The 23,669-nt window shown below is 47.5% G+C and carries 20 protein-coding genes and 1 riboswitch; of the genes, 17 read left to right on the forward strand and 3 right to left on the reverse strand.

The window, feature by feature from the left end; all coding sequences use genetic code 11:
* The first annotated feature begins 13 nt into the window (after positions 1–13).
* From ACTHPA_RS04300 to ACTHPA_RS04320, 5 genes are all read left to right on the forward strand, one after another.
* Positions 14–1,078: an ABC transporter permease gene (locus ACTHPA_RS04300; RefSeq protein WP_440498938.1), complete on the forward strand. Its 1,065-nt coding sequence runs from the start codon at positions 14–16 to the stop codon at positions 1,076–1,078.
* A gap of 3 nt (positions 1,079–1,081) precedes the next feature.
* A complete protein-coding gene (locus ACTHPA_RS04305) occupies positions 1,082–1,807 on the forward strand; it encodes an ABC transporter ATP-binding protein (RefSeq protein ID WP_440498940.1) in 726 nt (241 codons plus the stop codon).
* Positions 1,782–3,215, forward strand: coding sequence for a cryptochrome/photolyase family protein (locus ACTHPA_RS04310; protein ID WP_440498942.1), 1,434 nt, complete (start codon positions 1,782–1,784; stop codon positions 3,213–3,215). Before ACTHPA_RS04305 ends, ACTHPA_RS04310 begins: the two co-directional genes overlap by 26 nt.
* Before the next feature lie 108 nt (positions 3,216–3,323).
* Complete coding sequence (locus tag ACTHPA_RS04315; RefSeq protein ID WP_440498944.1) at positions 3,324–3,644, forward strand: hypothetical protein; 321 nt, start codon at positions 3,324–3,326, stop codon at positions 3,642–3,644.
* Positions 3,595–4,314: a hypothetical protein gene (locus tag ACTHPA_RS04320; protein WP_440498945.1), complete on the forward strand. Its 720-nt coding sequence runs from the start codon at positions 3,595–3,597 to the stop codon at positions 4,312–4,314. The genes ACTHPA_RS04315 and ACTHPA_RS04320 overlap by 50 nt, the downstream gene beginning before the upstream one ends.
* Positions 4,315–4,316: 2 nt before the next feature.
* Here ACTHPA_RS04320 and metH read toward each other — a convergent pair whose 3' ends face one another.
* Positions 4,317–7,754, reverse strand: a complete 3,438-nt coding sequence (gene metH, locus ACTHPA_RS04325; RefSeq protein ID WP_440498947.1) for a methionine synthase — start codon at positions 7,752–7,754, stop codon at positions 4,317–4,319.
* Entirely contained in the window at positions 7,747–9,594 is a 1,848-nt protein-coding gene (locus tag ACTHPA_RS04330) for a bifunctional homocysteine S-methyltransferase/methylenetetrahydrofolate reductase (RefSeq protein WP_440498949.1), read from the reverse strand. The genes metH and ACTHPA_RS04330 overlap by 8 nt, the downstream gene beginning before the upstream one ends.
* A 116-nt stretch (positions 9,595–9,710) precedes the next feature.
* A riboswitch (SAM riboswitch) is annotated at positions 9,711–9,816 on the reverse strand.
* A 114-nt stretch (positions 9,817–9,930) separates the two neighbouring features.
* Here ACTHPA_RS04330 and ACTHPA_RS04335 point away from each other — a divergent pair.
* From ACTHPA_RS04335 to bioB, 3 genes are all read left to right on the forward strand, one after another.
* Positions 9,931–10,116 carry a histidine kinase gene (locus ACTHPA_RS04335; RefSeq protein ID WP_440498951.1) on the forward strand — a complete coding sequence of 62 codons (186 nt, stop codon included), beginning with the start codon at positions 9,931–9,933 and terminating at the stop codon, positions 10,114–10,116.
* Between the two features lie 135 nt (positions 10,117–10,251).
* Positions 10,252–10,848, forward strand: a complete 597-nt coding sequence (locus tag ACTHPA_RS04340; protein ID WP_440498952.1) for a biotin transporter BioY — start codon at positions 10,252–10,254, stop codon at positions 10,846–10,848.
* Complete coding sequence (gene bioB / locus ACTHPA_RS04345) at positions 10,848–11,849, forward strand: biotin synthase BioB (protein ID WP_440499210.1); 1,002 nt, start codon at positions 10,848–10,850, stop codon at positions 11,847–11,849. Before ACTHPA_RS04340 ends, bioB begins: the two co-directional genes overlap by 1 nt.
* A gap of 39 nt (positions 11,850–11,888) precedes the next feature.
* Here bioB and ACTHPA_RS04350 read toward each other — a convergent pair whose 3' ends face one another.
* On the reverse strand, positions 11,889–12,593 hold the full coding sequence (locus tag ACTHPA_RS04350; protein ID WP_440498954.1) for a hypothetical protein: 705 nt from the start codon (positions 12,591–12,593) through the stop codon (positions 11,889–11,891).
* Between the two features lie 142 nt (positions 12,594–12,735).
* Between ACTHPA_RS04350 and ACTHPA_RS04355 the strand changes: the two genes are divergently transcribed.
* The 9 genes from ACTHPA_RS04355 to ispF all read left to right on the forward strand — a co-directional run bounded on the left by ACTHPA_RS04355 (position 12,736) and on the right by ispF (position 23,608).
* A complete protein-coding gene (locus tag ACTHPA_RS04355; RefSeq protein ID WP_440498956.1) occupies positions 12,736–14,412 on the forward strand; it encodes a hypothetical protein in 1,677 nt (558 codons plus the stop codon).
* Between the two features lie 518 nt (positions 14,413–14,930).
* Entirely contained in the window at positions 14,931–15,401 is a 471-nt protein-coding gene (locus ACTHPA_RS04360; RefSeq protein ID WP_440498958.1) for a CtsR family transcriptional regulator, read from the forward strand.
* A 28-nt stretch (positions 15,402–15,429) separates the two neighbouring features.
* A complete protein-coding gene (locus tag ACTHPA_RS04365; RefSeq protein ID WP_440498960.1) occupies positions 15,430–15,993 on the forward strand; it encodes a UvrB/UvrC motif-containing protein in 564 nt (187 codons plus the stop codon).
* The gene (locus ACTHPA_RS04370; RefSeq protein ID WP_440498962.1) at positions 15,983–17,065 is read left to right on the forward strand and encodes a protein arginine kinase; all 1,083 of its coding nucleotides are present in this window, start codon (positions 15,983–15,985) and stop codon (positions 17,063–17,065) included. The genes ACTHPA_RS04365 and ACTHPA_RS04370 overlap by 11 nt, the downstream gene beginning before the upstream one ends.
* 176 nt (positions 17,066–17,241) lie before the next feature.
* On the forward strand, positions 17,242–19,689 hold the full coding sequence (gene clpC, locus ACTHPA_RS04375) for an ATP-dependent protease ATP-binding subunit ClpC (RefSeq protein WP_440498964.1): 2,448 nt from the start codon (positions 17,242–17,244) through the stop codon (positions 19,687–19,689).
* Between the two features lie 69 nt (positions 19,690–19,758).
* Positions 19,759–21,129, forward strand: coding sequence for a DNA repair protein RadA (radA, locus tag ACTHPA_RS04380; protein WP_440498965.1), 1,371 nt, complete (start codon positions 19,759–19,761; stop codon positions 21,127–21,129).
* A gap of 181 nt (positions 21,130–21,310) precedes the next feature.
* Positions 21,311–22,414 (forward strand): PIN/TRAM domain-containing protein, encoded by a 1,104-nt coding sequence (locus ACTHPA_RS04385; protein WP_440498966.1) that lies wholly within the window; start codon positions 21,311–21,313, stop codon positions 22,412–22,414.
* Between the two features lie 22 nt (positions 22,415–22,436).
* Positions 22,437–23,132, forward strand: coding sequence for a 2-C-methyl-D-erythritol 4-phosphate cytidylyltransferase (ispD, locus tag ACTHPA_RS04390; RefSeq protein WP_440498967.1), 696 nt, complete (start codon positions 22,437–22,439; stop codon positions 23,130–23,132).
* A complete protein-coding gene (gene ispF / locus ACTHPA_RS04395) occupies positions 23,132–23,608 on the forward strand; it encodes a 2-C-methyl-D-erythritol 2,4-cyclodiphosphate synthase (RefSeq protein WP_440498968.1) in 477 nt (158 codons plus the stop codon). Before ispD ends, ispF begins: the two co-directional genes overlap by 1 nt.
* Positions 23,609–23,669 lie beyond the last annotated feature (61 nt).

A 23,669-nucleotide genomic window follows, 5' to 3' on the forward strand; every position in this document is an offset into this window, starting at 1 on the left:
AGGAGTGTGGAAAATGTTTCTCGCGTGGAATGAAATCCAAAAGAATAAGCTGAGATTTGTACTGATTACGGGTGTCCTCATGCTTGTCGCTTATCTCGTCTTCTTCTTATCTGGCCTAGCAACAGACTTGAAGGATCTAAATCGGGAATCGGTCGATAAATGGAAGGCGTCTGCAATTATCTTAACGGAGGAATCTGATAAGAGTCTCTATCAATCATCTATGTTGATCGAGCAAACAGAAGCGGTAAAGGCTGACGAAATAGCGGTCATTGGCCAAATTAGCGCAATTGCCGGGAATGGTGATCAAAAGACCAATGTATCGCTCTTTGGAATTCGAAAAGACGAATTCCTCATGCCGGAAGTGACGGAAGGTAAGTCTATTGCGGGGATGAACGAAGTGATCGCGGACGATTCATTAAAAGAGGAAGGGTTTAGCATAGGAGATGAACTTCATTTATCATCCTCTATAGAAAAAGTAACAATTGTCGGCTTTACCGATAAAGCCAGGTTCAACGCAGCGCCGGTTCTTTACGCCGACCTTGACACTTTCCATAAAGTTAAATACGGAGTAGGTGCGGAAGCAAACAATGATCGCATCAATGGAATTGTCATCCGGAACGGAGGAGACAATGTCGTTCAAGACGATGCTCTGCAAGTTATTGAAATAGAAGAATTCATTCAAAGCTTGCCTGGCTACACCGAACAAAATTTAACGTTGACGTTCATGATCTATTTTCTATTTGCTATATCAGCAGTCATTGTAGCCATTTTCCTTTACGTATTAACTGTCCAGAAAATTAGTATGTTCGGTGTAATGAAAGCGCAAGGGATCTCTAATTATTATTTATCGAAATCGGTCATTGCACAGACTTTACTATTAGCAGCTATCGGCGTCATGATCGGATTGGCGCTAACATTGACAACGGGGGCATTCCTACCAGCCGCTGTTCCAGTCTCCTTTGACTTGCCGACGATGCTCATATACGGGGCAGTTCTTGTCATCGTAGCTATTGCAGGAGCCGTTTTTTCAGTTTGGACGATCGTCCGGGTAGATCCATTGAAAGCGATTGGAGGGTGAATGATGACAGTCCTGGAGTTAAAACATGTGACGAAAACATTTGGCAGCGGTCATAAAAAGGTGGATGCGCTAAAGAACACGGAATTCCATGCAAGCCGTGGGGAATTAATTGCGATTGTCGGGCCTTCGGGTTCCGGAAAAAGTACGTTTCTGAGCATTGTCGGTGGACTGCTTACTCCGACTTCCGGAGACGTCATCTTGAATGGAAAGAACGTCACGAAGATGACTGAAAAAGAGCGTGCGCAAATTCGGTTGAATGAAATCGGCTTCATCCTTCAAGCTTCGAATTTAATACCTTTCTTGACAGTGGCAAAGCAATTAAAGCTATTAAACAAAGTGAAAAAGGGTAATATGAATGTTGATGAGATGGAACAGCTTTACAAAGACTTAGGCATTGGCGACTTACGAGGCAAGTACCCGTCCGACTTGTCCGGAGGCGAGCGGCAACGTGTAGCCATTGCGAAGGCATTATATAGTAACCCATCAATCATCTTAGCTGACGAACCAACGGCATCTTTAGACTCAGACCGGGCGTACGAAGTAATGGACTTATTAAAGAGGGAGACGAAAAATAAGAAAACAACGAGCATCGTCGTAACGCATGATACACGTCTCGTTAGTTATTGTGACAAAGTGTACATGATGACAGATGGTGTCCTCGTACTGCAAGAAGAATTGACTCCTCTCAAGAAGGATGAAGATGATGCAAAAAACAGTTGTATGGTTTAGAAAAGATTTTCGGCTACACGATAACCCTGCATTATCAGAGGCGGCGAAAGAAGGATTCGTTATTCCCGTCTTTATCTGGTCAGAAGAAGATAAGCGAGAATATGCGGAAAGTGAAGCGTCCTCATGGTGGATCTACCATTCCGTCGCAACACTTGAAAAACAGCTTCAGGCACATGGCTTGAAGCTGTTTATTAAATATGGAGATGAGTTTGATGCACTTGTTGAGGTGATGGATGAGGCTGAAGCAAATGCCGTTTATTTCAATGAACGTTATGAGCCTGTGGAACGGAAGAAAGAAAGCAGGATTAAAGCTCAACTCGAATCAATTGGGAAAAAGGTGCAATCATTTCACGGGCACCTTTTATTTAGCCCTGATCTGTTGAACAAACAAGGCGAGCCTTATAAAGTGTTCACTTCTTTTTGGAAAAGGTGCATGCAGGAAGATGTAGCGCGCCCGCGGCCCTTTCCAGTTGAGATGAAAGGAATTGAACGAGGGATTCACTCCCTTGCGTTGAATCAATTGCGGATCATCGACGAGAAAAACTGGCATCAGAAGTTTGACGAGTATTGGAAACCGGGAGAGCATCCGGCAGTTGAAAAATGGCAACAATATTTGGAGGATGGAATGTCTTTTTATCATGCGAAGAGGGACTTTATTTCAAGCGGCTCCTCCTCCGAACTGTCGCCGTATATAGCTGCAGGAAACATTAGCGTGAAGGCGATGTGGCATTCCGCAAAATCTGTAAGCGAAGAAACAACGGAAGCCTCGGTCCATCAATCCATCGACACTTTTCTTAAACAACTAATATGGCGTGATTTTGCCTACCACCAGCTAATCCACAAGCCAGATATCATCCGATATCCGTTGCGAAAGCAATTTCTGGATTTCCCTTGGCAAGGGACAGAAGAGCAACTTATGAAATGGAAACGGGGGCAGACAGGCTATCCATTGGTCGATGCAGGCATGCGAGAACTATGGAAGACGGGGATGATGCACAACCGAGTTCGAATGGTAACTGCCTCGTTTTTAGTCAAACATTTATTAATTCCGTGGCAAGAAGGCTATAACTGGTTTAAGCATACGCTTCTCGACTTCGATGCTGCAAACAACGCGACGGGATGGCAATGGGTAACAGGATGCGGCATTGATGCTGCCCCTTACTTTAGGATTTTTAATCCGTTCCTCCAAAGCGAAAAATTTGACCCGAGTGGTCGCTATATACGGAAATGGGTGCCGGAACTTTCCAATCTACAAGCTCCGTATATACATAAGCCGTGGGAAGCGCCTGTCTCCGTTCTGGAAAAGGCCGACATTCAAATTGGCGTGACCTATCCTTTGCCAATTGTCGATCATGCAGCTGCGAGGAATCGTGCATTGGACGCATATCAACAAGTGAAAGGGACCTAGATGTGCCCACGTGGGGAGACAAGCACACAGAAATTCCTTTCAACCATAGTCGCTCGCCCGTATGCCCCGTCCATTTTCACATGTAATAGAACGAGGGGGTGAGTGAAGATGATGATGCACCGTGGACACTGTGGAGGACATTGTGGAATGAACCAGATGCTTCCTATGAATCAAATGCCGCAAAACACTCAATTGCAACCAATTGTTTGCCCGACACAATGCCGTTACCATGACCAATTCTTCCCGGTTGAACAACCATATATTCATCCGATAGTCAACGTCAACAGGCAGCATCCTGTTATCACGCCGCGACACTATTATACCGAGACAACGGAAAATGTAATGGGCGCGCCAGTATTCCCTGGACAAGGGCCTGGTTTTGGTAGAAGGGGCAGAGGCTTCTTCGGCTTCGGGAGAAGACCGTTTTAAAAGCAATATCGCTGTCTCCGGCGTCGAGCAAATCGACAATGGGACAGCTTTTTTGTTTTTTAAATCGCGTCGGGGGAGTCGGATTACATATAAACCTGTCCGCACTCAAGAAAACAGATCTGCGCCCAAGAAACTGTTCCCCGCGCTCAAGAAATCAAATCCGCGCCCAAGAAACTGGTCCCGCGCTCAAGAAATCAAATCCGCGCCCAAGAAAGCCACCTCCACGCTCAAGAAATCAAATCTGCGCTCAAGAAACTGTTCCCCGCGCTCAAGAAATCGAATCCGCGCTCAAGAAACTGGTCCAGCGCTCAAGAAATCAAATCCGCGCTCAAGAAACTGTTCCCGCGCTCAAGAAATCAAATCAGCGCCCAAGAAACTGTTCCCGCGCTCAAGAAATCAAATCCGCGCTCAAGAAACTGTTCCTCGCGCTCAAGAAATCGAATCCGCGCCCAAGAAACTGTTCCCGCGCTCAAGAAATCGAATCCGCGCTCAAGAAACTGTTCCCGCGCTCAAGAAATCAAATCTGCGCCCAAGAAACTGTTCCCGCGCTCAAGAAATCAAATCCGCGCTCAAGAAACTGTTCCCCGCGCCCAAGAAAGCCACCTCCACGCTCAAGAAATCAAATCCGTCCTCAAAAAAAAGCCGCCCCCGCAAAGGAGGCGACCCCTAACTTCAATCAACATTAAAATACCTTGCATCCGGATGTGCAAACACGATGGCCGACACCGATGCCTCTGGCTCCATCATGAATTCCTCGGTCAAATGGACGCCGATGTCTTCCGGTTTCAGCAAACCGAACAGTTTCGACTGGTCCTCGAGGTTTGGACAAGCCGGATAGCCGAACGAGAAGCGCTGGCCTTGATACTTGGCCGCGAACCGGTCGCGCATCGTGAAGTCGGTGGCGTCCGGGAAGCCCCATTGGTCGCGGATTTCCTGATGAACCCGCTCAGCGAAACCTTCCGCGAGTTCAAGCGCAGTTGCTTGGAACGCGTGGCTCTCAAGGAATTTCCCTTCGGCTTTCAGCTTATTCGCATAGTCCCGCACGCCGTGACCCGCCGTCACTTGCATAAATGCGACATAATCCATTTCCCCGCTGTCCGCCGTCTTCAAATAGTCGGCAAGGCAGAGGAACGGCTCCTTGCTTTGACGAGGGAACGTGAAACGTTCGATTTCCGTCTTCCCGTCTTCCGGATCATAAATGATGACGTCGTCTCCATCCGCCTGCGCAGGGAAGAACTGGTACATGCCGGAAGCGGATAACTGTCCCGATTCTAAGAATCCAGTGACCATTTCATGAAGCTGCACCGCTCGCTCCTCTCCATTTGCAAGCATCTTATCGACATTGCCGCGCAAGCCTAAATGATGCCCGATCAACGTTCGCATATTAACGTAGGGATATAAATGCGAAACGGAATAATCTCTTAGAACACGTCTACGAAGATCCGATGGTACGAATACAGGTGCATCCTCCCGTACTGTCTTCACAGGCCTCGGCAATACTGCAACCGCAGTATCCCGTGTCGCTCGGATCGCCTCCGACTCAAGCCGCTTTTCCTGCTTCTCAACAAGTTCATTTAACAAAGCCTCTTTATCGCCGCCTTGCAATCGGTTCGCCAGTTCAAGCCCTTGCATCGCGTCCTTTGCATAAATGACTGGTCCATCATATTCCGCGGCAATCTTCGTTTCCGTAAATCTACGGGTCAACGCAGCTCCTCCAACCATGACAGGCGTATCAATACCTGCTGCCTTGAAATCCTGAGCGGTTATCACCATTTGCTGCGCCGATTTTACAAGCAACCCCGATAACCCGATAATGTCCGGCTTTTCTTTTCGGATGACATCAATGAGCGTCGCCGGAGTCACTTTAATACCAATGTCGATGACGCGATACCCGTTATTGCTCAAAATGATATCGACGAGGTTTTTCCCGATGTCATGGACGTCGCCTTTCACAGTCGCTAACACGATCTTCCCTTTGCCGGAATCATCCTCTTTCTTCTCCATGAACTGCTCGAGGAATGAAACCGAAGCCTTCATCACTTCTGCACTTTGCAATACTTCCGCGACGATCAGCTGGTTGTCGTTGAATAGGCGTCCGACTTCGGACATCCCTTCCATCAAAGGTCCATTAATGACGTCAAGTGGCGTGTCATACATCTTAAGCGCAGCCTCTAAATCGGGGATCAACCCTTCCTTCGTCCCTTCAACGACATAATACGCAAGCCGCTCGGGCACCGTCTTTGGAATATCGTCTTCGGTTTTCTCCTTCTTTTTATCCCGATAGAAATCAGTGAAATCTGCTAGCGTCTGATCTGTCGTATGGAATAGCAGATCGTTCGCTAGATTTATTTCATTCTCCGGAATCGACGCGTAACGTTCCAATTTCTCTGTATTGACAATAGCGTAATCGAGTCCTGCCTGCGTGCAATGATATAAATACACCGCGTTCAGCACTTCCCGGCCAACAGGGGGCAGTCCGAAAGAGACGTTGCTTACACCTAGCGTCGTTAATGAACGCGGCATTTTCTCTTTGATCAGACGGATGCCTTCAATCGTTTCAACTGCCGACCCGATGTATTGTGCATCACCTGTTCCGACAGGGAAGACGAGCGGATCGAAAATGATATCTTCAGGAGCGATTCCCCATTTATTTACAAGTAAGTCATAGGAACGCTCGGCAATTTCGAGCTTTCGTTCCCGTGTCACCGCCATCCCGATTTCATCGATTGTCCCGACGACGACGGCAGCGCCAAATTTTTTCACGAGAGGAAGTACCGCGTCGAACCGTTCTTCGCCATCCTCCAAGTTGATCGAGTTGATGATCGCTTTCCCTTGAGAGAATTTCAACGCCTCTTCAATTACTTTTTCATCTGTCGAATCGATGACGAGAGGCACTTTCACTTTTTTGACGACTTCTTGCATGAAATTCTTCATATCTTCAAGTTCATCCCGGTCCGGGTTTGCAAGGCAAATGTCGAGAACATGAGCGCCGCCGCGAACTTGGGCACGTGCAATCTCGGAAGCCTCCTCAAACTTCTCCTCTACGATCAACCGTTTAAATTTCCTAGATCCGATGACGTTCGTCCGCTCGCCGATTAACAATGGGCGCATCGATGGGTCGTACAACAACGGTTCAATCCCCGAAACGGCATGATCATGCCCATTCTCCGGCTTTTGTCGTGGAGCGAGTCCGTCCACAGCTTCGCGGATCGCACGAATATGATCAGGCGTAGTTCCGCAACATCCGCCAACCATGTTCAGCCATCCTTTATCTGCAAAACCTTTTAGTTTTTGTGATAACGATTCAGGCGATTCATGGTAATGGCCTTCTTCATCCGGCAGCCCGGCGTTCGGATAACAAGTGACAAAGCTCGTTGCAAGATCAGAGAGCGAGCGCAGATGGTCTGTCATGAATTCCGGGCCTGTCGCACAGTTCAACCCTACTGAAAGCGGCTTAATATGCTCGATGGAAATATAAAACGCTTCGATGCTTTGACCGGCTAGCGTTGTACCCATAGGTTCAATCGTCCCGGAGATCATGACAGGCAGTTCAATGCCTGTTTCGTCGAATGCCCGCTTGATTCCGATTGTTCCGGCTTTGACGTTGAGCATATCTTGGCTCGTTTCCATCAATAAAATATCAGCGCCGCCTTCAATCAGTGCTTTCGCTTGAACGTAGAAGTCCTCGGAAAGCTTATCGAATGTAATCCCCCCGGTAACGGAGAGAGTCTTCGTAGTCGGGCCAATTGCACCGGCGACGAAACGCGGCTGCTCAGTTGTCGAGTAATCGGCTGCGCACTGTTTCGCGATTTCCACAGCCTTTTTGTTAATTTCAGAAGCGCGGTGACCGAGACTGAATTCGTCCAGTACGAGGGGAGTACCCCCGAATGTGTTTGTGCAAATGATATCGGCACCCGCCTCTAAATAGGCACGATGGATTTTATCGAGAATATCAGGGCGGAGGATGTTCAAATATTCATTGCAACCTTCATATTCTTCGCCACCGAAATCGTCCGCGGATAGATCTTCCGCTTGCAGCATCGTGCCCATCGCTCCGTCTATGATGAGAATTCTATTTTTCAGTTGTTGTTCAATAGGATGTTTAGGCATGGACGATATTCCTCTCCTTCTCCGCATCAAGCTGTTTTATATGATTGATCAGTTCTAACGACATGTCATAGCGAAGGAATGGCGTAATAATGTAGATGCCGTTGAATAGCTCGGCGGCAGTGTCGATCAGTTCCTTTGAAATGTTGACGCCTTCCTGAGTCGCTTTTTCACGGTCATCCCCGCAAGCGGCCATCCTTTCGAGCACCTCTTCGGATAGTTTAATGCCAGGAACTTCATGGTGCAGGAATTCCGCATTTCGAATATTCGTGAGAGGCATGATGCCGATGAAAATCGGTGTATCTAAATGCTTCGTCGCTTCGTATATGTCGATGATCTTCTCTTTCGTATAGACGGGCTGGGTAATGAAATAATCGGCCCCGGACGCGATTTTCTTCTCAAGACGTTGTACAGCGCGATCGAGGACGCGAACATTCGGATTAAATGCGGCAGCGACCGAGAATTTTGCTTTTTTGCGCAGCGGTTTGCCTGTGAAGGAAATGCCTTCGTTCAATTGTTTAATGAGCTGCAACAGCTCCATGCTTGATACATCATAGACGCTCGTAGCGCCTGGGAAGTCGCCAACCTTCGTCGGGTCGCCGGTAACAGCAAGGATATCATGGATTCCTAGCGCATCAAGCCCCATTAAATGAGATTGCAAACCGATTAAATTATGGTCGCGGCACGTCAGGTGGACAAGCGGCCGTACGTGATGCTCATGCTTTAAAATTGAGCCCATCGCCATGTTGCTAATGCGAGGGGAGGCGAGGGAATTGTCCGCCATTGTGACGGCATCTACACCAGCTGCATATAATTTATTCGCTCCTTCAAAGTACTGCTCGGTTTCCAAATGGCGAGGCGTGTCGAGCTCTACGATGACCGTCCGCTCTGTCTTCGCTTTTATGTGAAGAGGTTCGTGTTTTGCAGGTTCCGCTTCCCGGATGACAATCGGCTTTTGTGGAGTGACGGTTTTTTCCGTTACCGGCGGCAATCCCGCCAATTGCTTTTTGGCAGCTGCAATATGTTTTGGCGTCGTTCCGCAGCATCCGCCGATGAGGCGTACTCCCTCTTCACGAAGGAACGTTGCTGCACGGCCGAAATAGTCTGCTTCGGACGCATAGACGATACGGCCATCCTCGACGTCGAGCAAGCTTGCGTTCGGGGCTGCTGATAAGAATGCTCGCTCTGGAATTGACACTTTTTCAAAAGCTTGGATTGTGTGGTACGGGCCTAGCCGGCAATTAACACCGACAATATCAGCGCCTATTGATTCCAACTGGTGAAGGGCATCATTCAGATTCATGCCATTTTGCAATATGCCAGGCTCATCCATCGCTACTTGTGCAATGAGTGGGATATCCGTCAGCTTCCGCAATTCAGTAACGACGGCCGATAGCTCTTCAAAATCATAATATGTTTCCAATAATAGTCCGTCGGGATCGCCGGATAGCAATGCATCTGCCTGTTCGCGCATCATCGTCAGCACTTCGGCGATAGAGGCGTCGCTTTTCCGGATGCCACGCAGTCCTCCGATTGTCCCGAGCACATATTGATTGCCAGGCGCTGCTGCATGCTTTGCGATTTGAATCGCCGCCTCATTGAATTCCTTCACCCTATGCTCTAAACCATAGCGGGCGAGCTTAAGGGAATTGGCGCCATATGTATTCGTCTGAATCACATCCGCCCCCGCGTCGATATATTCACGGTGGATCTTCTCGATGATTTCCGGCTTTTCAATGTTCAATTCCTCATAACTAAAGTCAATGCCATATGAATAAAGCAGCGTTCCCATTGCGCCATCCGCCACTAGTACATTATCTTTCAACCGATCAAGCAATCTCATCAGAAATCATCCTCTCTTCAAGTCTGCAACTTCCTATACAATAAATTTCGACAGCAATGAAAAATAAAAAAGCCTTCGAATAAAAAGAAGGCTTTACATATGCGAAATCTCGCTCCTTCTCATCTATCAGGCCGAAATGGACCTGCTGGAATTAGCACCTGACCGAAACGGCTGGTTGCTGAAGCTTCGACGGGCCAGTCCCTCAGCTTCTCTTGATAAGAATTTGTTATGCAGTTGTTTGAATAATTTAAAACATCATATCGTTAATTGTCCGCCACGTCAATAGGTGAATTATGATAGAATAGGCGTATGAACAAAAAGTAGAAGGTGAATTCGTTGAGGATCTTCAAATTTTCCGTTCCGATTGCACTCCTTGTCGCCGGTGTTTCGTGGTGGATGCTCCATAAGGATCATCAAGAAGTGCCAGGGATGACTCGAGTATGGATTACAGTAGGTGCAGCTCTCTTAAGCGGGTTAATTGCCCATTTTTTATTTCCGAAAAATGAAGACAAGAAGCATTAATACAGAAATCGATAGCGACTTAAGCTGTCGGTTTTTTTGTGCGCTGCATTTAGGTTAACTTTAATAAAATTCAGGTTGACACAAATTGAGTTAACTTATATTCTATTGAAGATAACTCAAATTACGAGGTGGATTATGACAACAGCTTCAGTGAAAACGAAAAGTGGGATGAGCGCTCTCAGTCTCGTCTACTGTGGGATGTTTGCGGCATTAATGATGATTGGGGCAAATATTACATCGTTTGTACCGTTTCTTGTGATCGGCGGTGTGCCTATCACATTGCAAACGTTTTTCGCAGTGCTGGCGGGGCTTCTCCTAGGAAGCCGACTTGGCGCAACAGCGATGACAGTTTATATGATCGTCGGATTGGCGGGGGCGCCGGTCTTCTCGAAATTCCAAGGAGGATTCGGTGCTATTCTCTTACCTACATTCGGTTTTATCGTTTCCTTTATTATTGTCGCGTATATCGCGGGTAAGATTGTTGAAAAATATGGGGGTTTGAGAAGCTATATCGTTGCAGCTTTAGTCGCAATGAGTGTGAATTATTTGTTCGGAACAAATTGGATGTATGCAGCTTATAAGCTATGGGCAGCAGCCCCTGATGCATTCAGTTATAAGGTTGCATGGGCCTGGATGATACCGCCGTTGCCGAAGGATATTTTCCTTTCCGTTCTTGCAGGAATCTTCGGCCATCGGATGTATAAAGTTCTGAAAGTGAGGCGTGCGCATTGATGAATTATGAGGAGCTTGCAGATCGCATCCTCAATGGAGGAGCTTTATCAGATGAAGAAGCGCTTTCCATTTTGGATTGCCCGGATGATGATCTGCTTCCGTTGTTGCATGCGGCCTATAAAATTAGGAAGCATTATTATGGAAATAGAGTGAAGTTAAACATGATCATCAACACAAAATCTGGTCTTTGTCCGGAAAACTGTGGGTATTGCGCGCAGTCGATCGTCTCAAAAGCCCCGATTGAGAAATATGCAATGATGAAACAGGAGGAAATCGTGGCGGGGGCTGAACGTGCGGCGTCTGTAAAGGCAGGAACGTATTGTATCGTTGCAAGCGGTCGGGGACCGGTCAATCGGGAACTTGAAATCGTCATTGATTCCGTTAAGGAAATTAAAGCGAAGCATAGAGACATGACTGTCTGTGCTTGTCTCGGCATTTTGAAGCCTGAACAAGCAAAACGTCTGAAAGAAGCAGGTGTCGATCGCTACAACCACAATATCAATACGTCTGCCGCACATCATGATAGCATTACGACATCCCACACATACAATGATCGCGTGAATACGGTCGAACTAGCGAAGGAAGCTGGAATTTCGCCGTGCTCAGGCGTTATCATCGGTATGCGGGAGACGAAAAAGGATGTAGTTGCAATGGCACGTAGTCTGCATGCGATGGATGCCGATTCGATTCCTGTTAACTTTTTGCATGCGGTGGATGGGACGCCGCTCGAAGGGATGAATGAGCTGACACCACGCTATTGCTTAAAAGTGCTATGCCTCTTCCGCTTCATCAATCCGACGAAGGAAATCCGAATTTCGGGTGGTCGGGAAGTGAATCTGCGGTCGCTTCAGCCATTCGGTCTTTATCCGGCAAATTCGATCTTTATCGGTGATTATTTGACGACTGCCGGACAAGAAAGCGATCGGGACCGGCAAATGCTAATGGATCTTGGATTCGAAGTCGATTTGGAGCCATTAACGAAACAGCCGGTAACAAGTTGAATAAAGATAACAAAGGGCGATCCTTCAAGTTGATGAGTCTCAACTTGAAGGATCGCCCTTTTTCATTGATGGCGGCTGCCATAAAGAAAAGTCTTCTTGTTCCATGAAATACTCCTTTACCGAAATTGAACCGTCAAAAGGTATTGCTTCAATCGTTTCGAGCATGTCATCAAACTGGGCTTCTTTAACTGCAGAGATATTTCTGTTCGTTATTCGTGCAGGAAGTTGATGTTCCTCAATCGTTTTAACCCATTCTTCCAGCGTCGGCTCACTGATGATGACCGTCTCGAAATATTTCATATCCCCATTATCCTCCCGATATCGATAAAGAAGACGGGCACCGATATAATCGTTTTTCTTTCCTTTGAACCCGGGATTCGTCCAGAGGCCGATTAGCAGATCGGTTATTTGGTCGTAACGGAAAGTGACGGAATTCGTTTCACCGGTCCACTCGTTGGCGAAGTAAAGTGTGTAGCCATCTTGTTCCTCCACCTTTGTGAACGTTGTTGGCCCTTTTTGCCGAGGTAGCTTTAGAAGTTGGATGCATATCCAACCGATGAATAGGGAAATGCCGCCGAGCAGGGCTGCCAGTAGCCACTCTCCGTCCAAAAATGTATCTACGGTCAAGTATAATAGAGCGATGCCAAACGCTCCGAAGCCGATAAGGGCAAGATAATAATAAACTTTTTTAGCTGCTGACATTTTACCTGGCAGCTTATCGGCGCTAAAAACATTCGTCTGCATAATAGCTCAACTCCTTTCTCTCTTGTCTTGTACGGAAGTTCGGGGTGGTAGGATTCAAAAACTTGGTCAAAAAGATGAATCGTTTTGCTGCTTCATCCGTATAGTTAGAGGAGATAAATTTTTAATAGAAAAGAGTGTTCATATGATAAATTTACTGCTATTTTCAATTGTCGTCGGTATCGTTTCCGCGATGATCATCGTGCCGTTCACGTCGGTTTCTAAAGAGGGGAAACCAGCCTTTAATCGAATTGGTGCATTGTCTGCGACAGTAGGGCTCATGGCAGTTCTCACATTCGCCCTTTATTACGTCACGAATCTGGACAGGAATTGGACGTCGCTATGGGCTTTATTCCTTGTCGTAGCTGTAGCGGGAGTCGTGCTTGCAACCGGGAAGGAACGAAGCGCCAAAATTGTCCTGTTATTGGCTGCGTTAGCGGGAAGTGCGTTCATCCTTAGTGCGCCGCTATTTAATGCAAATCAAAAATATAAAGCGGTTGAAATGGATCAACAAGTGGAAATCAAAGCGTTTGACGAAACGAAGACGCCTGCAAGTGTACCGCCAAAATTTGCTCGGAATAAAATGAAGAAGGCATTCGGCCAAGTGCCGAATACGAGTTATTATGAGCTCGGCAACTTGCAGATTCAAAAAGTGGATGGGAAATTTGTCTATATCGCGCCAGTTGAATTTTCGGGATTCTTCAAATGGATGAACGGGAAGACGACACCTGGCTACTTCACGATGAGCGCGACCGATTCGGCGGACAATCCGAAGTTCGTGAAAACGGAAATGGCCTATACGCCTTCATCGTACTTCCATAAACAAGTGGAGCGCCATATGCGGATGGCGGCGCCGGATCTCATCTTTTACGGCGATGTGCAGCTTGAAATTGATGATGATGGAAAGCCGCATTATATACGTTCCTATGGGGAATTCATTACAGCGAGAAACGGTTTTGACGTCCAAGGGGTCGTCATGGTAGATCCGGGTACGGGTGAAGTGAGCCGATATCCGCTTTCGAACGTCCCTGAATTTATCGATGGGGCGGTTTCACCCGAAGCGGTCAGCTTGCAAAACAGCTACTTCGGAAAATACGTTCACGGATTCTGGAATTCAATCGTCGGGAAGAAGGATGTGAAGCTGCCTTCAGACGAAGGGACGGAGTCGAATGTCAGTCCGGTGTTCGATGAAAATGGCCATATGTATTATTTCACTGATTTCACAAGCCCGAAAGAAGGCGTCGACTCGATGCTTGGCTATGCATTGACGGATGGCCGCACAGGCGAAGCGACTTACTATACTGGCAATCTGGAAGAGTCGTATATGGACTCGCAAGGTACGCTTCAAATTATTGAAAAGAAATTCATCGAGAAGAAATGGACCGGAGAAATGCCGGTGCTCTATAACTTTTACGGAGAGGCGAGCTGGTTGACGCCGGTTCTTGACTCAAACGGCTTCCTGCAAAATTACTTCATCGTTTCGGCAGCAAACCCAGAAATCTCCGTGTACGCCAATTCACCGAATGAAGCGTTGAGGCTATATAAGACGGCACTGCAACGCGGGGGAAGCACGGTCGACGGCAGCTCGAACGCCGAGGAAGGAAAAGCGTCTGTCAACGTCGTCCGAGTGTATAAGGAACGCGCCGGCGACGCTACACTCATTTCGATCCTTGCAGACGACGGCCGGAACTTCATCGTTTCCACCGAAGCTGTTCCGTTAGCAATCTACATCCAAGAAGGCGACCACCTCGCCATCACGTATTACGAAACAGGCGAGCTCTTCCTGCCTGTTAAGGAACTGAAAAACGCTACGATTGAATAAAAAAAGGCAGCCTCCTGGATATCGGGGGCTGCCTTTATACGTTAATGAGCGATTACGACGAATTATGAGCCGTTCGTAGCCTTTATACGTGTCTACTTCGGGTTATGGACTTTTACAGTGTTTTATGGACATTTCTAGCGGTTTATGGGCTTTTACAACGACTTATGAGCTTTTCCGGCAATTTATTATTGGAAAAGGGTGTAAGGAGTTTGTTCAAAAGGGCAGACTGCACCTATGCGAAAATAACAGCCGTTTGCCTCAACTGTTACGAACCGCCCTTTCGAACAGAACCCACGAAGAGGAAGAAGAGGTCAGACAAAATCCTCAACTACCTTATTACCCTATTTTTTAAACCTTAAACATTAACAGCTGACAAATTTATTCGCTATTAATTGAATGGAAGATAGATTTTTCTGTTAACTTGCATATAAATTGCGCGCCAGATGTATTTTCATGTACAATTAAGTCAAAGATAGTCAAAGTCAATGGCTTAGCACCGTGAGAAAAGAGGTGACATCATGCGAAACATTTCTGACATTATTGAAGGGTATTTAAAGGCAATTATCGAAAAAGAAGATAGCGGGACTGTGGAAATCAAACGGAGTGAGGTCGCAGAAAAATTTCAATGCGTGCCTTCACAAATTAATTATGTCATCAACACCCGCTTCACCGTCGAACGCGGATACGCAGTCGAATCAAAGCGCGGAGGCGGTGGATACATCCGGATTTATCGCGTCCAGACGAATTCGCATAAGGAATTGATCGAACATATTTTAGAAGGAATACAACATGGCGCAACATATGCAATGGCTGAAGGAATCATCTACAGGCTATTGAACGAAGAAGTCATTTCGGAGAGAGAGTCTAGGCTCATTTTAGCTGCGGTGGACCGGACGACGCTCCATTATCCGCTGCCGGAGCGCGATCTTATCCGAGCGCGGATTTTGCAGGCGATGCTATCAACTCTAATCTATAAGCAGCTTGGATAGTGAATTTGACGAATACGAGGTGCAAAATATGCTATGCGATAATTGCAAAGAACGACCGGCTTCCGTGATTTTCACCCAGGAAGGCATGGGCGGTTCTACAGAACGGCATTTATGTGAGAAATGTGCGTTTCAAACACAAATGTTCCACTTTGACCCGAATCAGGAACCGTTGTCGATCCAACAATTCCTTTCCCATTGGTTTGGTGGAAGTGAATCAATGCAGCCTTTTCAGCAGTCTAGGGAAAGCACGTCCGAAGGACCAACTTGCCCCGATTGCCAATTAACGTTCAGGAAATTCCTCGATATAGGCAAGTTCGGTTGTCCGACGTGCTATGACTCGTTCAGGGAGTATTTGCCGCGAGTTTTCAGCAAGCTCCATAATGGTCATACGACACATGTCGGAAAAATTCCGGTCTCCTTTAACGAACGATTTGCCTTGAAAAAGAAAGTCGAGGAAATCAGGCTGAAAATGCAGGAAGCGATCGAGGAGGAACGATTTGAGGATGCCGCCGCGTTGAGGGATGAAGCGAATGCGCTGAAAGAGCGTTTAGCGGAATGCGGCGATGGAGGTGGTGACAGCCATGTCAATTAATAAATTCATGAAAGGTGCTGTCACTGGATGGATGACATCGCATGGGGAGCATGCGGATATCGTCATGTCGACAAGGATCCGCTTAGCCCGGAATTTAAGGGGATATCGATTCCCGATTGCGTTCACAGTTGAAGAGGCGCAGAAAGTCGACTCGCAAGTTTCGGCCGCCTTGCTTACTTCCGATGAAAAAGGGTATGCCTATATGAAGATGTCAGAACTTCCGGCAACAGAAAGACAAGTGCTTGTTGAAAAGCATTTGGTCAGTCCGCAATTGACAGACCCTAAGCGACATGGAGCGGTTGTACTGTCGGAGGACGAGACATTGAGCATCATGCTGAACGAAGAGGATCATATCCGCATTCAATGCATCTATCCAGGATTCCAGCTTGAAAATGCATACGAGCATGCAGATTCTGTCGATAACTATTTAGAGGATAAACTTCCCTATGCTTTCGATGAAGATTTCGGCTACTTGACGAGCTGTCCGTCAAATACGGGCACAGGCATGCGGGCGTCGGTCATGATGCACTTGCCTGCTTTAACGATCACAAAGCAAATTGAGCGCATTATTCCGGCCATTTCAAGGCTAGGCATGATTGTCAGAGGCAGCTACGGAGAGGGAAGCGAAGCGCCGGGCAATATTTATCAGGTTTCGAATCAGACGACTTTGGGCAAACCGGAGAAAGAGATTCTTTCTGATTTGAAAAATGTAGCGCTCCGGCTGATCGCCCACGAAAGGCGTTCGCGTGAACTTCTTCTTTCCAAATCGCGTATTGCACTAGAAAACAAGCTTTTCCGCTCGCTCGGCATTATCTCGTATGCTAGATTGCTGCCTTCTGGAGAAGCGGCACGTTGTCTATCAGACGTCCGTCTGGGCATTGATTTGGGAATAATCGAGGATGTAGACATGTCCATTTTGAATGAATTAATGATTTTCATGCAGCCTGGATTCCTACAGCAATACGCAGGGTCGGAATTGACTGCGGAAGAAAGGGATATATTTAGAGCTAATCTATTCCGTGAACGTTTGCGTTCGGAACAGCAAAGGGAAGAAAATAATAAAGAAAACTGAGCAATAGTTTTGCAACGGATTTTTCTGTTTATTATAATTATGTCAAAGAAGGTCAAAGTCAATTTATTGGAATTGGATTGCTACCTGAACTATTGGAATAGAGTAAGAGGAAGTCCTATTATTTCATTTCAATAGTGGGAAAGGATAGACGTTACTTATAGAAGGAGTGGAAGAATATGATGTTCAATCGTTTTACACAGCGGGCTCAAAAAGTCCTGCAGCTTGCACAAGAAGAAGCGATCAGACTGAAACATGAATCGATCGGCACTGAGCATATCTTATTGGGTCTCATACGGGAAGGCGGCGGCATCGCCGCGAAAGCATTGGAAGCGATCGACGTCAGCTTCGAAACGATTGAAAAGGGCGTGGAGAGCCTTGTTGGTTCCGGTTCGAAGGAAGTCGGGCCGATTGTCCATTACACGCCGAGAGCAAAAAAGGTCATCGAGCTTTCTGTCGATGAATCGCGGAAACTCGGCCATTCCTATATTGGGACGGAGCATATTCTATTAGCGCTCATTCGCGAAGGTGAGGGGGTGGCTGCCCGTGTATTGAATAATGCAGGTGTCAGCTTGAACCGTGCGAGACAGCAAGTACTCCAATTGCTCGGGAGCAACGATAATGCTGTCGGCAACCAAGGTGCTTCCTCGTCCGCTTCTACTCCTACACTTGATAGCCTAGCTCGTGACTTGACGGAAATAGCGCGGGAAGGCACACTTGACCCGGTAATCGGGCGCAGTAAGGAAATTACTCGAGTGATTGAAGTATTGGCACGTCGTACAAAGAACAACCCTGTATTGATCGGAGAGCCGGGTGTTGGTAAGACAGCGATTGCGGAAGGGCTTGCGCTTCAGATTGTAAACAATGAAGTACCTGAAATCCTGCGTGATAAGCGCGTTATGACTTTGGATATGGGAACGGTCGTCGCGGGTACGAAATACCGCGGTGAATTTGAGGACCGCATGAAAAAGGTGATGGAGGAAATCCGTCAGGCGGGCAATATTATTCTATTCATTGATGAATTGCATACACTTATCGGGGCTGGCGGAGCTGAAGGGGCAATTGATGCTTCGAATATCTTGAAGCCGTCGCTAGCACGCGGGGAATTGCAATGCATCGGTGCCACGACGCTTGATGAATACCGTAAATATATCGAAAAAGATGCTGCGCTTGAAAGACGTTTCCAACCGATTCAAGTCGATGAACCGACTGTTGATGAGACGATTTTGATCATCAAGGGCTTGCGCGATCGATACGAAGCGCATCACCGCGTGAAAATTACGGATGAAGCGATCGAGGCCGCTGCAAAAATGTCGGATCGGTACATTTCTGACCGTTTCCTTCCGGACAAAGCGATCGACTTGATCGATGAAGCGGGTTCGAAAGTGCGACTCCGTTCGTATACGACCCCTCCGAATTTGAAGGAGCTTGAAGCGAAGCTTGAAGCGATCCGCCACGAAAAGAATGCCGCGGTGCAAAGCCAGGAATTCGAAAAGGCGGCATCATTCCGCGATAAAGAGCAGAAAATGAAAGAAGAGCTCGAAACGACGAAGACGGAATGGAAAGAGAAGCAAGGCAAGCAGGAATCAGAAGTGACCGTTAATGACATTGCGGAAGTCGTCGCGATGTGGACGGGGATTCCGGTCGCGAAAATCGCAGAGACAGAAACTGCAAAACTGTTGAATATGGAAGAGCTTCTGCATGAACGCGTCATCGGGCAGAAAGAAGCCGTAACGGCCATATCTAGAGCGATTCGGAGAGCTCGCGCCGGATTGAAGGATCCGAAGCGTCCGATCGGTTCTTTCATCTTCCTTGGACCGACGGGTGTCGGTAAAACTGAGCTTGCGAGGGCGCTTGCAGAAGCGATGTTCGGTGATGAAGATGCGATGATCCGCATCGATATGTCCGAGTATATGGAGAAGCATGCGACGTCAAGGCTCGTTGGTTCACCTCCGGGATATGTCGGATATGACGAAGGTGGCCAGTTGACTGAGAAAGTCCGTAGAAAACCGTACTCCGTCGTCTTGCTGGATGAGATTGAAAAAGCGCACCCGGATGTCTTTAATATTCTGTTGCAAGTGCTTGAGGATGGAAGATTGACGGATTCCAAAGGCCGGACAGTCGACTTCCGCAACACGGTCGTCATCATGACGTCCAACGTAGGGGCGGAAACGTTGAAGCAAAATCGCTATGTCGGTTTTAACTTGCAAGACGGTGAACGCGATTACGAAGATATGAAGTCAACGATGCTTGAAGCGTTGAAAAAAGCGTTCCGTCCAGAGTTCCTGAATCGTGTGGATGAAATGATTGTCTTCCACTCGCTTGAGAAGGAGCACTTGCGAGAGATCGTTTCCCTTATGTCGAACGAGTTGACGAAACGTCTTGCTGAACAAGATATTACGCTTGAGTTGACAGATGAGGCGAAGATGAAAATCTCCGAAGAAGGTTATGATCCTGATTACGGTGCACGCCCGTTGCGCCGGGCTTTACAAAAGCATGTGGAAGACCGTCTATCGGAAGAGTTGTTGAGCGGGACCGTTCTGACGGGCGGAAAAGTCATTGTCGATGTAGAAGATGGCGAGTTCGTCGTCAAGACAGACCGTATTCCAGTGGCAGAAAATCAATAATAGGATGGCCCTCCCGTAGAGTTCGCTATCTACGCGGGTGGGCTATCCTTTTCGTATATGGAGGTAAGTATGGCGAAACGGAAAACGAAATTCATGTGCAGAGACTGCGGCTATGAATCTCCGAAATGGATGGGGAGATGCCCCGGATGCGGTGAATGGAATACGATGGACGAAGAAGTTGAAATCGTAAGCAAAGGTCCGCGTGGCGCCTTCAAGCATACCGAGACGGTTCAGCAGAAAGCAATGCCGATCAGCTCGATCGAGACGATGGAGGAGCCGAGGGTCAAAACGGAGCTTGGTGAATTGAACCGCGTTCTCGGCGGTGGGATTGTCCCGGGTTCGCTTGTTTTAATCGGCGGTGATCCGGGCATAGGAAAATCAACGCTGTTGCTGCAAGTGTCTTCGCTCCTTGCGAATCAAAAGCAACGTGTTCTTTACATATCAGGTGAAGAATCAATCAGGCAGACGAAGCTGCGCGCCGAACGTCTTGGCGTTGCATCAGATGAGCTGTTCATCTATGCAGAGACCGACTTGGCAAAGATACATGAAACGATTAATGAGGTCCAGCCGAAATTTGTCATTGCGGACTCGATTCAGACGATTTATCATCCCGAGGTGACATCCGCACCAGGGAGTGTTTCGCAAGTTCGAGAGTGTACAGCTGAACTGATGCGTATCGCAAAGACACAAAATATAGCTATTTTTATCGTCGGTCATGTGACAAAAGACGGACAAATTGCAGGTCCGCGTCTTCTTGAGCATATGGTGGATACTGTCCTCTACTTTGAAGGGGAGAGACATCATACGTATCGAATATTGCGGAGCGTGAAGAACCGTTTCGGTTCGACGAATGAAATAGCAATCTTTGAAATGCTGCAGTCAGGATTGAAGGAGGTTTTGAATCCTTCAGAGCTGTTCCTGCGAGAACGTTCCCAAGGAGGTGCTGGATCGACTGTCGTTGCCTCCATGGAAGGAACTCGTCCGATCCTTGTCGAAATCCAAGCGCTCGTAACGCCGTCAAGCTTCAATTACCCGAAGCGGATGGCAACCGGGATTGATCAGAACCGTGTCTCTTTGTTGATGGCTGTTCTTGAAAAACGGATGGGAATGTTATTGCAGGCGCAAGATGCCTATATTAAGGTTGCAGGCGGCGTTAAGCTTGACGAGCCGGCTATCGACTTGGCGGTTCTTGTGAGCATTGTGTCAAGCTATCGCGATGCAGCTGCTGGGGCAACTGACTGTTTCATTGGCGAAGTGGGCTTGACGGGGGAAGTGCGCCGCGTTTCCCGCATTGAACAGCGGGTGACGGAAGCGGCAAAGCTTGGATTTGAGAAGGTTGTTATTCCGTCGTCGAATATCGGTGGATGGGATTTTCCGGAAGGGATTCAAGTGGTCGGTGTCGAAACGATAAGTGAGGCATTAAACGTTGCCTTTTCGTGAAAAATCAAGGATATGGGACTTTTTATAGGGAGTTCCATGTCCTCAGTTTTTCTATATGAGGAACTTCACCGACTTTTCTTCTGTCCTATATTTATCCGGGGTCATCGATACCGATGCCTCAAAACGGTGAAGGATATGGAAAACATGTATAGTTGTTAGTAATGAAATGGAGGTGTTGTACATGTTGAAAAGAGTGGTTCAGATAGGACTTTTGCTGATCGGAGGAACACTCGGCGTATTATTTTTACCGTATTTATTCACATTATCTTCTTTTACTTCAAAGCCGATGATTGATAATCCTTACGTAGCTGCTGTCCTAGGAGCGGTCGTGTTATATTTGCTAAGTCTTTTCATTGCAGATCCGATCGTGAATTTCATCAAATGGATAGAAGACCGTCTATTGAAGGCTCCGATTTTCGATTTGTTGTTCGGGACAATCGGCCTGATGGTCGGATTGAGTGTTGCTTTTCTCGTCAGTTTCGGGCTGAGCAGTGTGGAAATTCCTATTATCACTTCCATTCTGCCTGTGCTTCTTTCTATCCTTCTTGGATACCTCGGTTTTCAAGTCGGTTTTAAGAAACGTGAAGAGTTTTCAAACGCCATTTTTTCGGCAAGGAATAGCAACCCGAAGAAAAGAGAGAACGTGGAGGCTGTTAGCCAGCCGGATGCTAAGCTCCACAAGATTTTGGATACAAGCGTTATTATCGACGGAAGGATTGCAGACATAGCGTCGACAGGATTTCTGGAAGGGCTGCTTGTCGTCCCTCAATTCGTCTTGACGGAACTACAGCATATTGCGGATTCGTCCGATTCGTTGAAGCGTACAAAAGGACGGCGGGGGCTCGATGTGCTAAAGCGGCTTCAGACGGATGACGGGCCGAATATTTTTATTACAGATGAAGACTTCACAGACGTTGCGGAAGTCGATCTGAAACTTGTTCGTCTTGCGAAAAGCATGAATGGCCAGGTCGTTACGAATGATTTTAATTTGAATAAAGTGGCGGATCTGCATGGTGTAGCGGTTTTAAACATTAATGATCTAGCAAATGCAGTGAAGCCAGTCGTCATACCAGGCGAGGAAATGCATGTCGTCGTCATCAAGGATGGCAAGGAGCATAATCAAGGCGTCGCCTATTTGGATGATGGTACGATGATCGTCATAGAAGATGGTAGAATGCATATAGGCAATGCAATCGATGTCATCGTCACAAGTGTATTGCAGACTTCTGCAGGACGGATGATTTTCGCTAAGCCGAAGAATGGTAAGACGGCAAAGGCGTATTGAAGAAGAAAGCTGAGGAACAACGATGGAGACATATACAGTAATGCTCCCGGCAGCAGGAAGCGGTCGGCGGATGGGAGCGGGATTCAACAAGCTGTTTTTAGAGATGGCAAGCAAGCCCATTCTCATCCACACATTGGATGTGTTCGAACAGGATCTAGCCTGCTCGGGAATGATCCTCTCCGTGAAGGACGAGGAAAAGCCGCAAATTGAAGAGATGCTGGAACGGTTCGGCATTACGAAAGTGACTGCGCTTGTCGAAGGTGGAACGGAGAGGCAGCAAAGTGTAGCGGCTTGCATACGTGCGCATCAATCAGGAGGAATCGTTCTTGTACATGATGCGGCAAGACCTTTCATCAAACAAGAAGTCATACATGAGCTTGTGGGAGTCGCTCAATTGCATGGCGCCGCAATTGCGGGCGTCCAAGTGAAGGATACGATGAAATATGCACCGGGCGGCATTGTCGAGGAGACTGTGGACCGTTCGAAGCTTTGGACGATCCAGACGCCCCAAGCGTTCCGCTATGAACTTATAAAGGAAGCGTCCGAGAAAGCCGAAGCCGAGGGATTCCTTGGAACGGATGAATCGATGATCGTCGAGCGTCTAGGACACCCGGTGAGAGTTGTAGAAAGTACGTATGACAATGTTAAAATGACGACGAAGGAGGACCTCCTATTTGGAGAGGTCCTCTTGAAGCAGAGAAGGCAGGAGGATTTCTGATGATTCGCATAGGACAAGGTTTTGATGTACATCAGTTTGAGGAAGGGCGGCCATTGATCATCGGCGGCATTACGATTCCACATGAGAAAGGGTTGACGGGGCATTCCGATGCGGATGTCTTATTGCATACAGTGACTGACGCTGCGCTTGGTGCCATCGGAGAAGGGGATATCGGCAGGCATTTCCCTGACACGGATGAGGCATTCAAGGATGCGGATTCTGCAGTCCTTCTTCAAAAAGTGTGGGAAATCGTAGAATCGAAAGGATACCGGTTGGGCAATGTCGATTGCACAATCATGGCGCAAAAGCCGAAAATGGCTCCGCATATCGAAACAATCCGGGCGCGCATTGCAGAATTGCTGAAAGCGGATGTGTCGCAGGTTAACGTAAAAGCGACAACGACCGAAAAACTTGGCTTCGTCGGCAGGGAGGAAGGGATCGCCTCTATGGCGACAATCCTTCTCTTGAAAGATTGAGCCCTTTCAAATTGAACGCAGCAGTGATAAAATGACACTTGAATCAATCAAGAACGGAGAT

Origin of the sequence: Sporosarcina sp. SAFN-015 (assembly GCF_051966875.1) — a bacterium.
Lineage (GTDB): Bacteria > Bacillota > Bacilli > Bacillales_A > Planococcaceae > Sporosarcina.

What these genes read in the sequence shown, in the direction of transcription:
- ACTHPA_RS04300 (WP_440498938.1), top strand. Translation starts at nt 14, where the DNA reads ATGTTTCTCGCGTGGAATGAAATCCAAAAGAATAAGCTGAGATTTGTA.
- ACTHPA_RS04305 (WP_440498940.1), top strand. Translation starts at nt 1,082, where the DNA reads ATGACAGTCCTGGAGTTAAAACATGTGACGAAAACATTTGGCAGCGGT.
- ACTHPA_RS04310 (WP_440498942.1), top strand. Translation starts at nt 1,782, where the DNA reads ATGCAAAAAACAGTTGTATGGTTTAGAAAAGATTTTCGGCTACACGAT.
- ACTHPA_RS04315 (WP_440498944.1), top strand. Translation starts at nt 3,324, where the DNA reads ATGATGATGCACCGTGGACACTGTGGAGGACATTGTGGAATGAACCAG.
- metH (WP_440498947.1), bottom strand. Translation starts at nt 7,754, where the DNA reads ATGCCTAAACATCCTATTGAACAACAACTGAAAAATAGAATTCTCATC.
- ACTHPA_RS04330 (WP_440498949.1), bottom strand. Translation starts at nt 9,594, where the DNA reads ATGAGATTGCTTGATCGGTTGAAAGATAATGTACTAGTGGCGGATGGC.
- ACTHPA_RS04340 (WP_440498952.1), top strand. Translation starts at nt 10,252, where the DNA reads ATGACAACAGCTTCAGTGAAAACGAAAAGTGGGATGAGCGCTCTCAGT.
- bioB (WP_440499210.1), top strand. Translation starts at nt 10,848, where the DNA reads ATGAATTATGAGGAGCTTGCAGATCGCATCCTCAATGGAGGAGCTTTA.
- ACTHPA_RS04350 (WP_440498954.1), bottom strand. Translation starts at nt 12,593, where the DNA reads ATGCAGACGAATGTTTTTAGCGCCGATAAGCTGCCAGGTAAAATGTCA.
- ACTHPA_RS04355 (WP_440498956.1), top strand. Translation starts at nt 12,736, where the DNA reads ATGATAAATTTACTGCTATTTTCAATTGTCGTCGGTATCGTTTCCGCG.
- ACTHPA_RS04360 (WP_440498958.1), top strand. Translation starts at nt 14,931, where the DNA reads ATGCGAAACATTTCTGACATTATTGAAGGGTATTTAAAGGCAATTATC.
- ACTHPA_RS04365 (WP_440498960.1), top strand. Translation starts at nt 15,430, where the DNA reads ATGCTATGCGATAATTGCAAAGAACGACCGGCTTCCGTGATTTTCACC.
- ACTHPA_RS04370 (WP_440498962.1), top strand. Translation starts at nt 15,983, where the DNA reads ATGTCAATTAATAAATTCATGAAAGGTGCTGTCACTGGATGGATGACA.
- clpC (WP_440498964.1), top strand. Translation starts at nt 17,242, where the DNA reads ATGATGTTCAATCGTTTTACACAGCGGGCTCAAAAAGTCCTGCAGCTT.
- radA (WP_440498965.1), top strand. Translation starts at nt 19,759, where the DNA reads ATGGCGAAACGGAAAACGAAATTCATGTGCAGAGACTGCGGCTATGAA.
- ACTHPA_RS04385 (WP_440498966.1), top strand. Translation starts at nt 21,311, where the DNA reads ATGTTGAAAAGAGTGGTTCAGATAGGACTTTTGCTGATCGGAGGAACA.
- ispD (WP_440498967.1), top strand. Translation starts at nt 22,437, where the DNA reads ATGGAGACATATACAGTAATGCTCCCGGCAGCAGGAAGCGGTCGGCGG.
- ispF (WP_440498968.1), top strand. Translation starts at nt 23,132, where the DNA reads ATGATTCGCATAGGACAAGGTTTTGATGTACATCAGTTTGAGGAAGGG.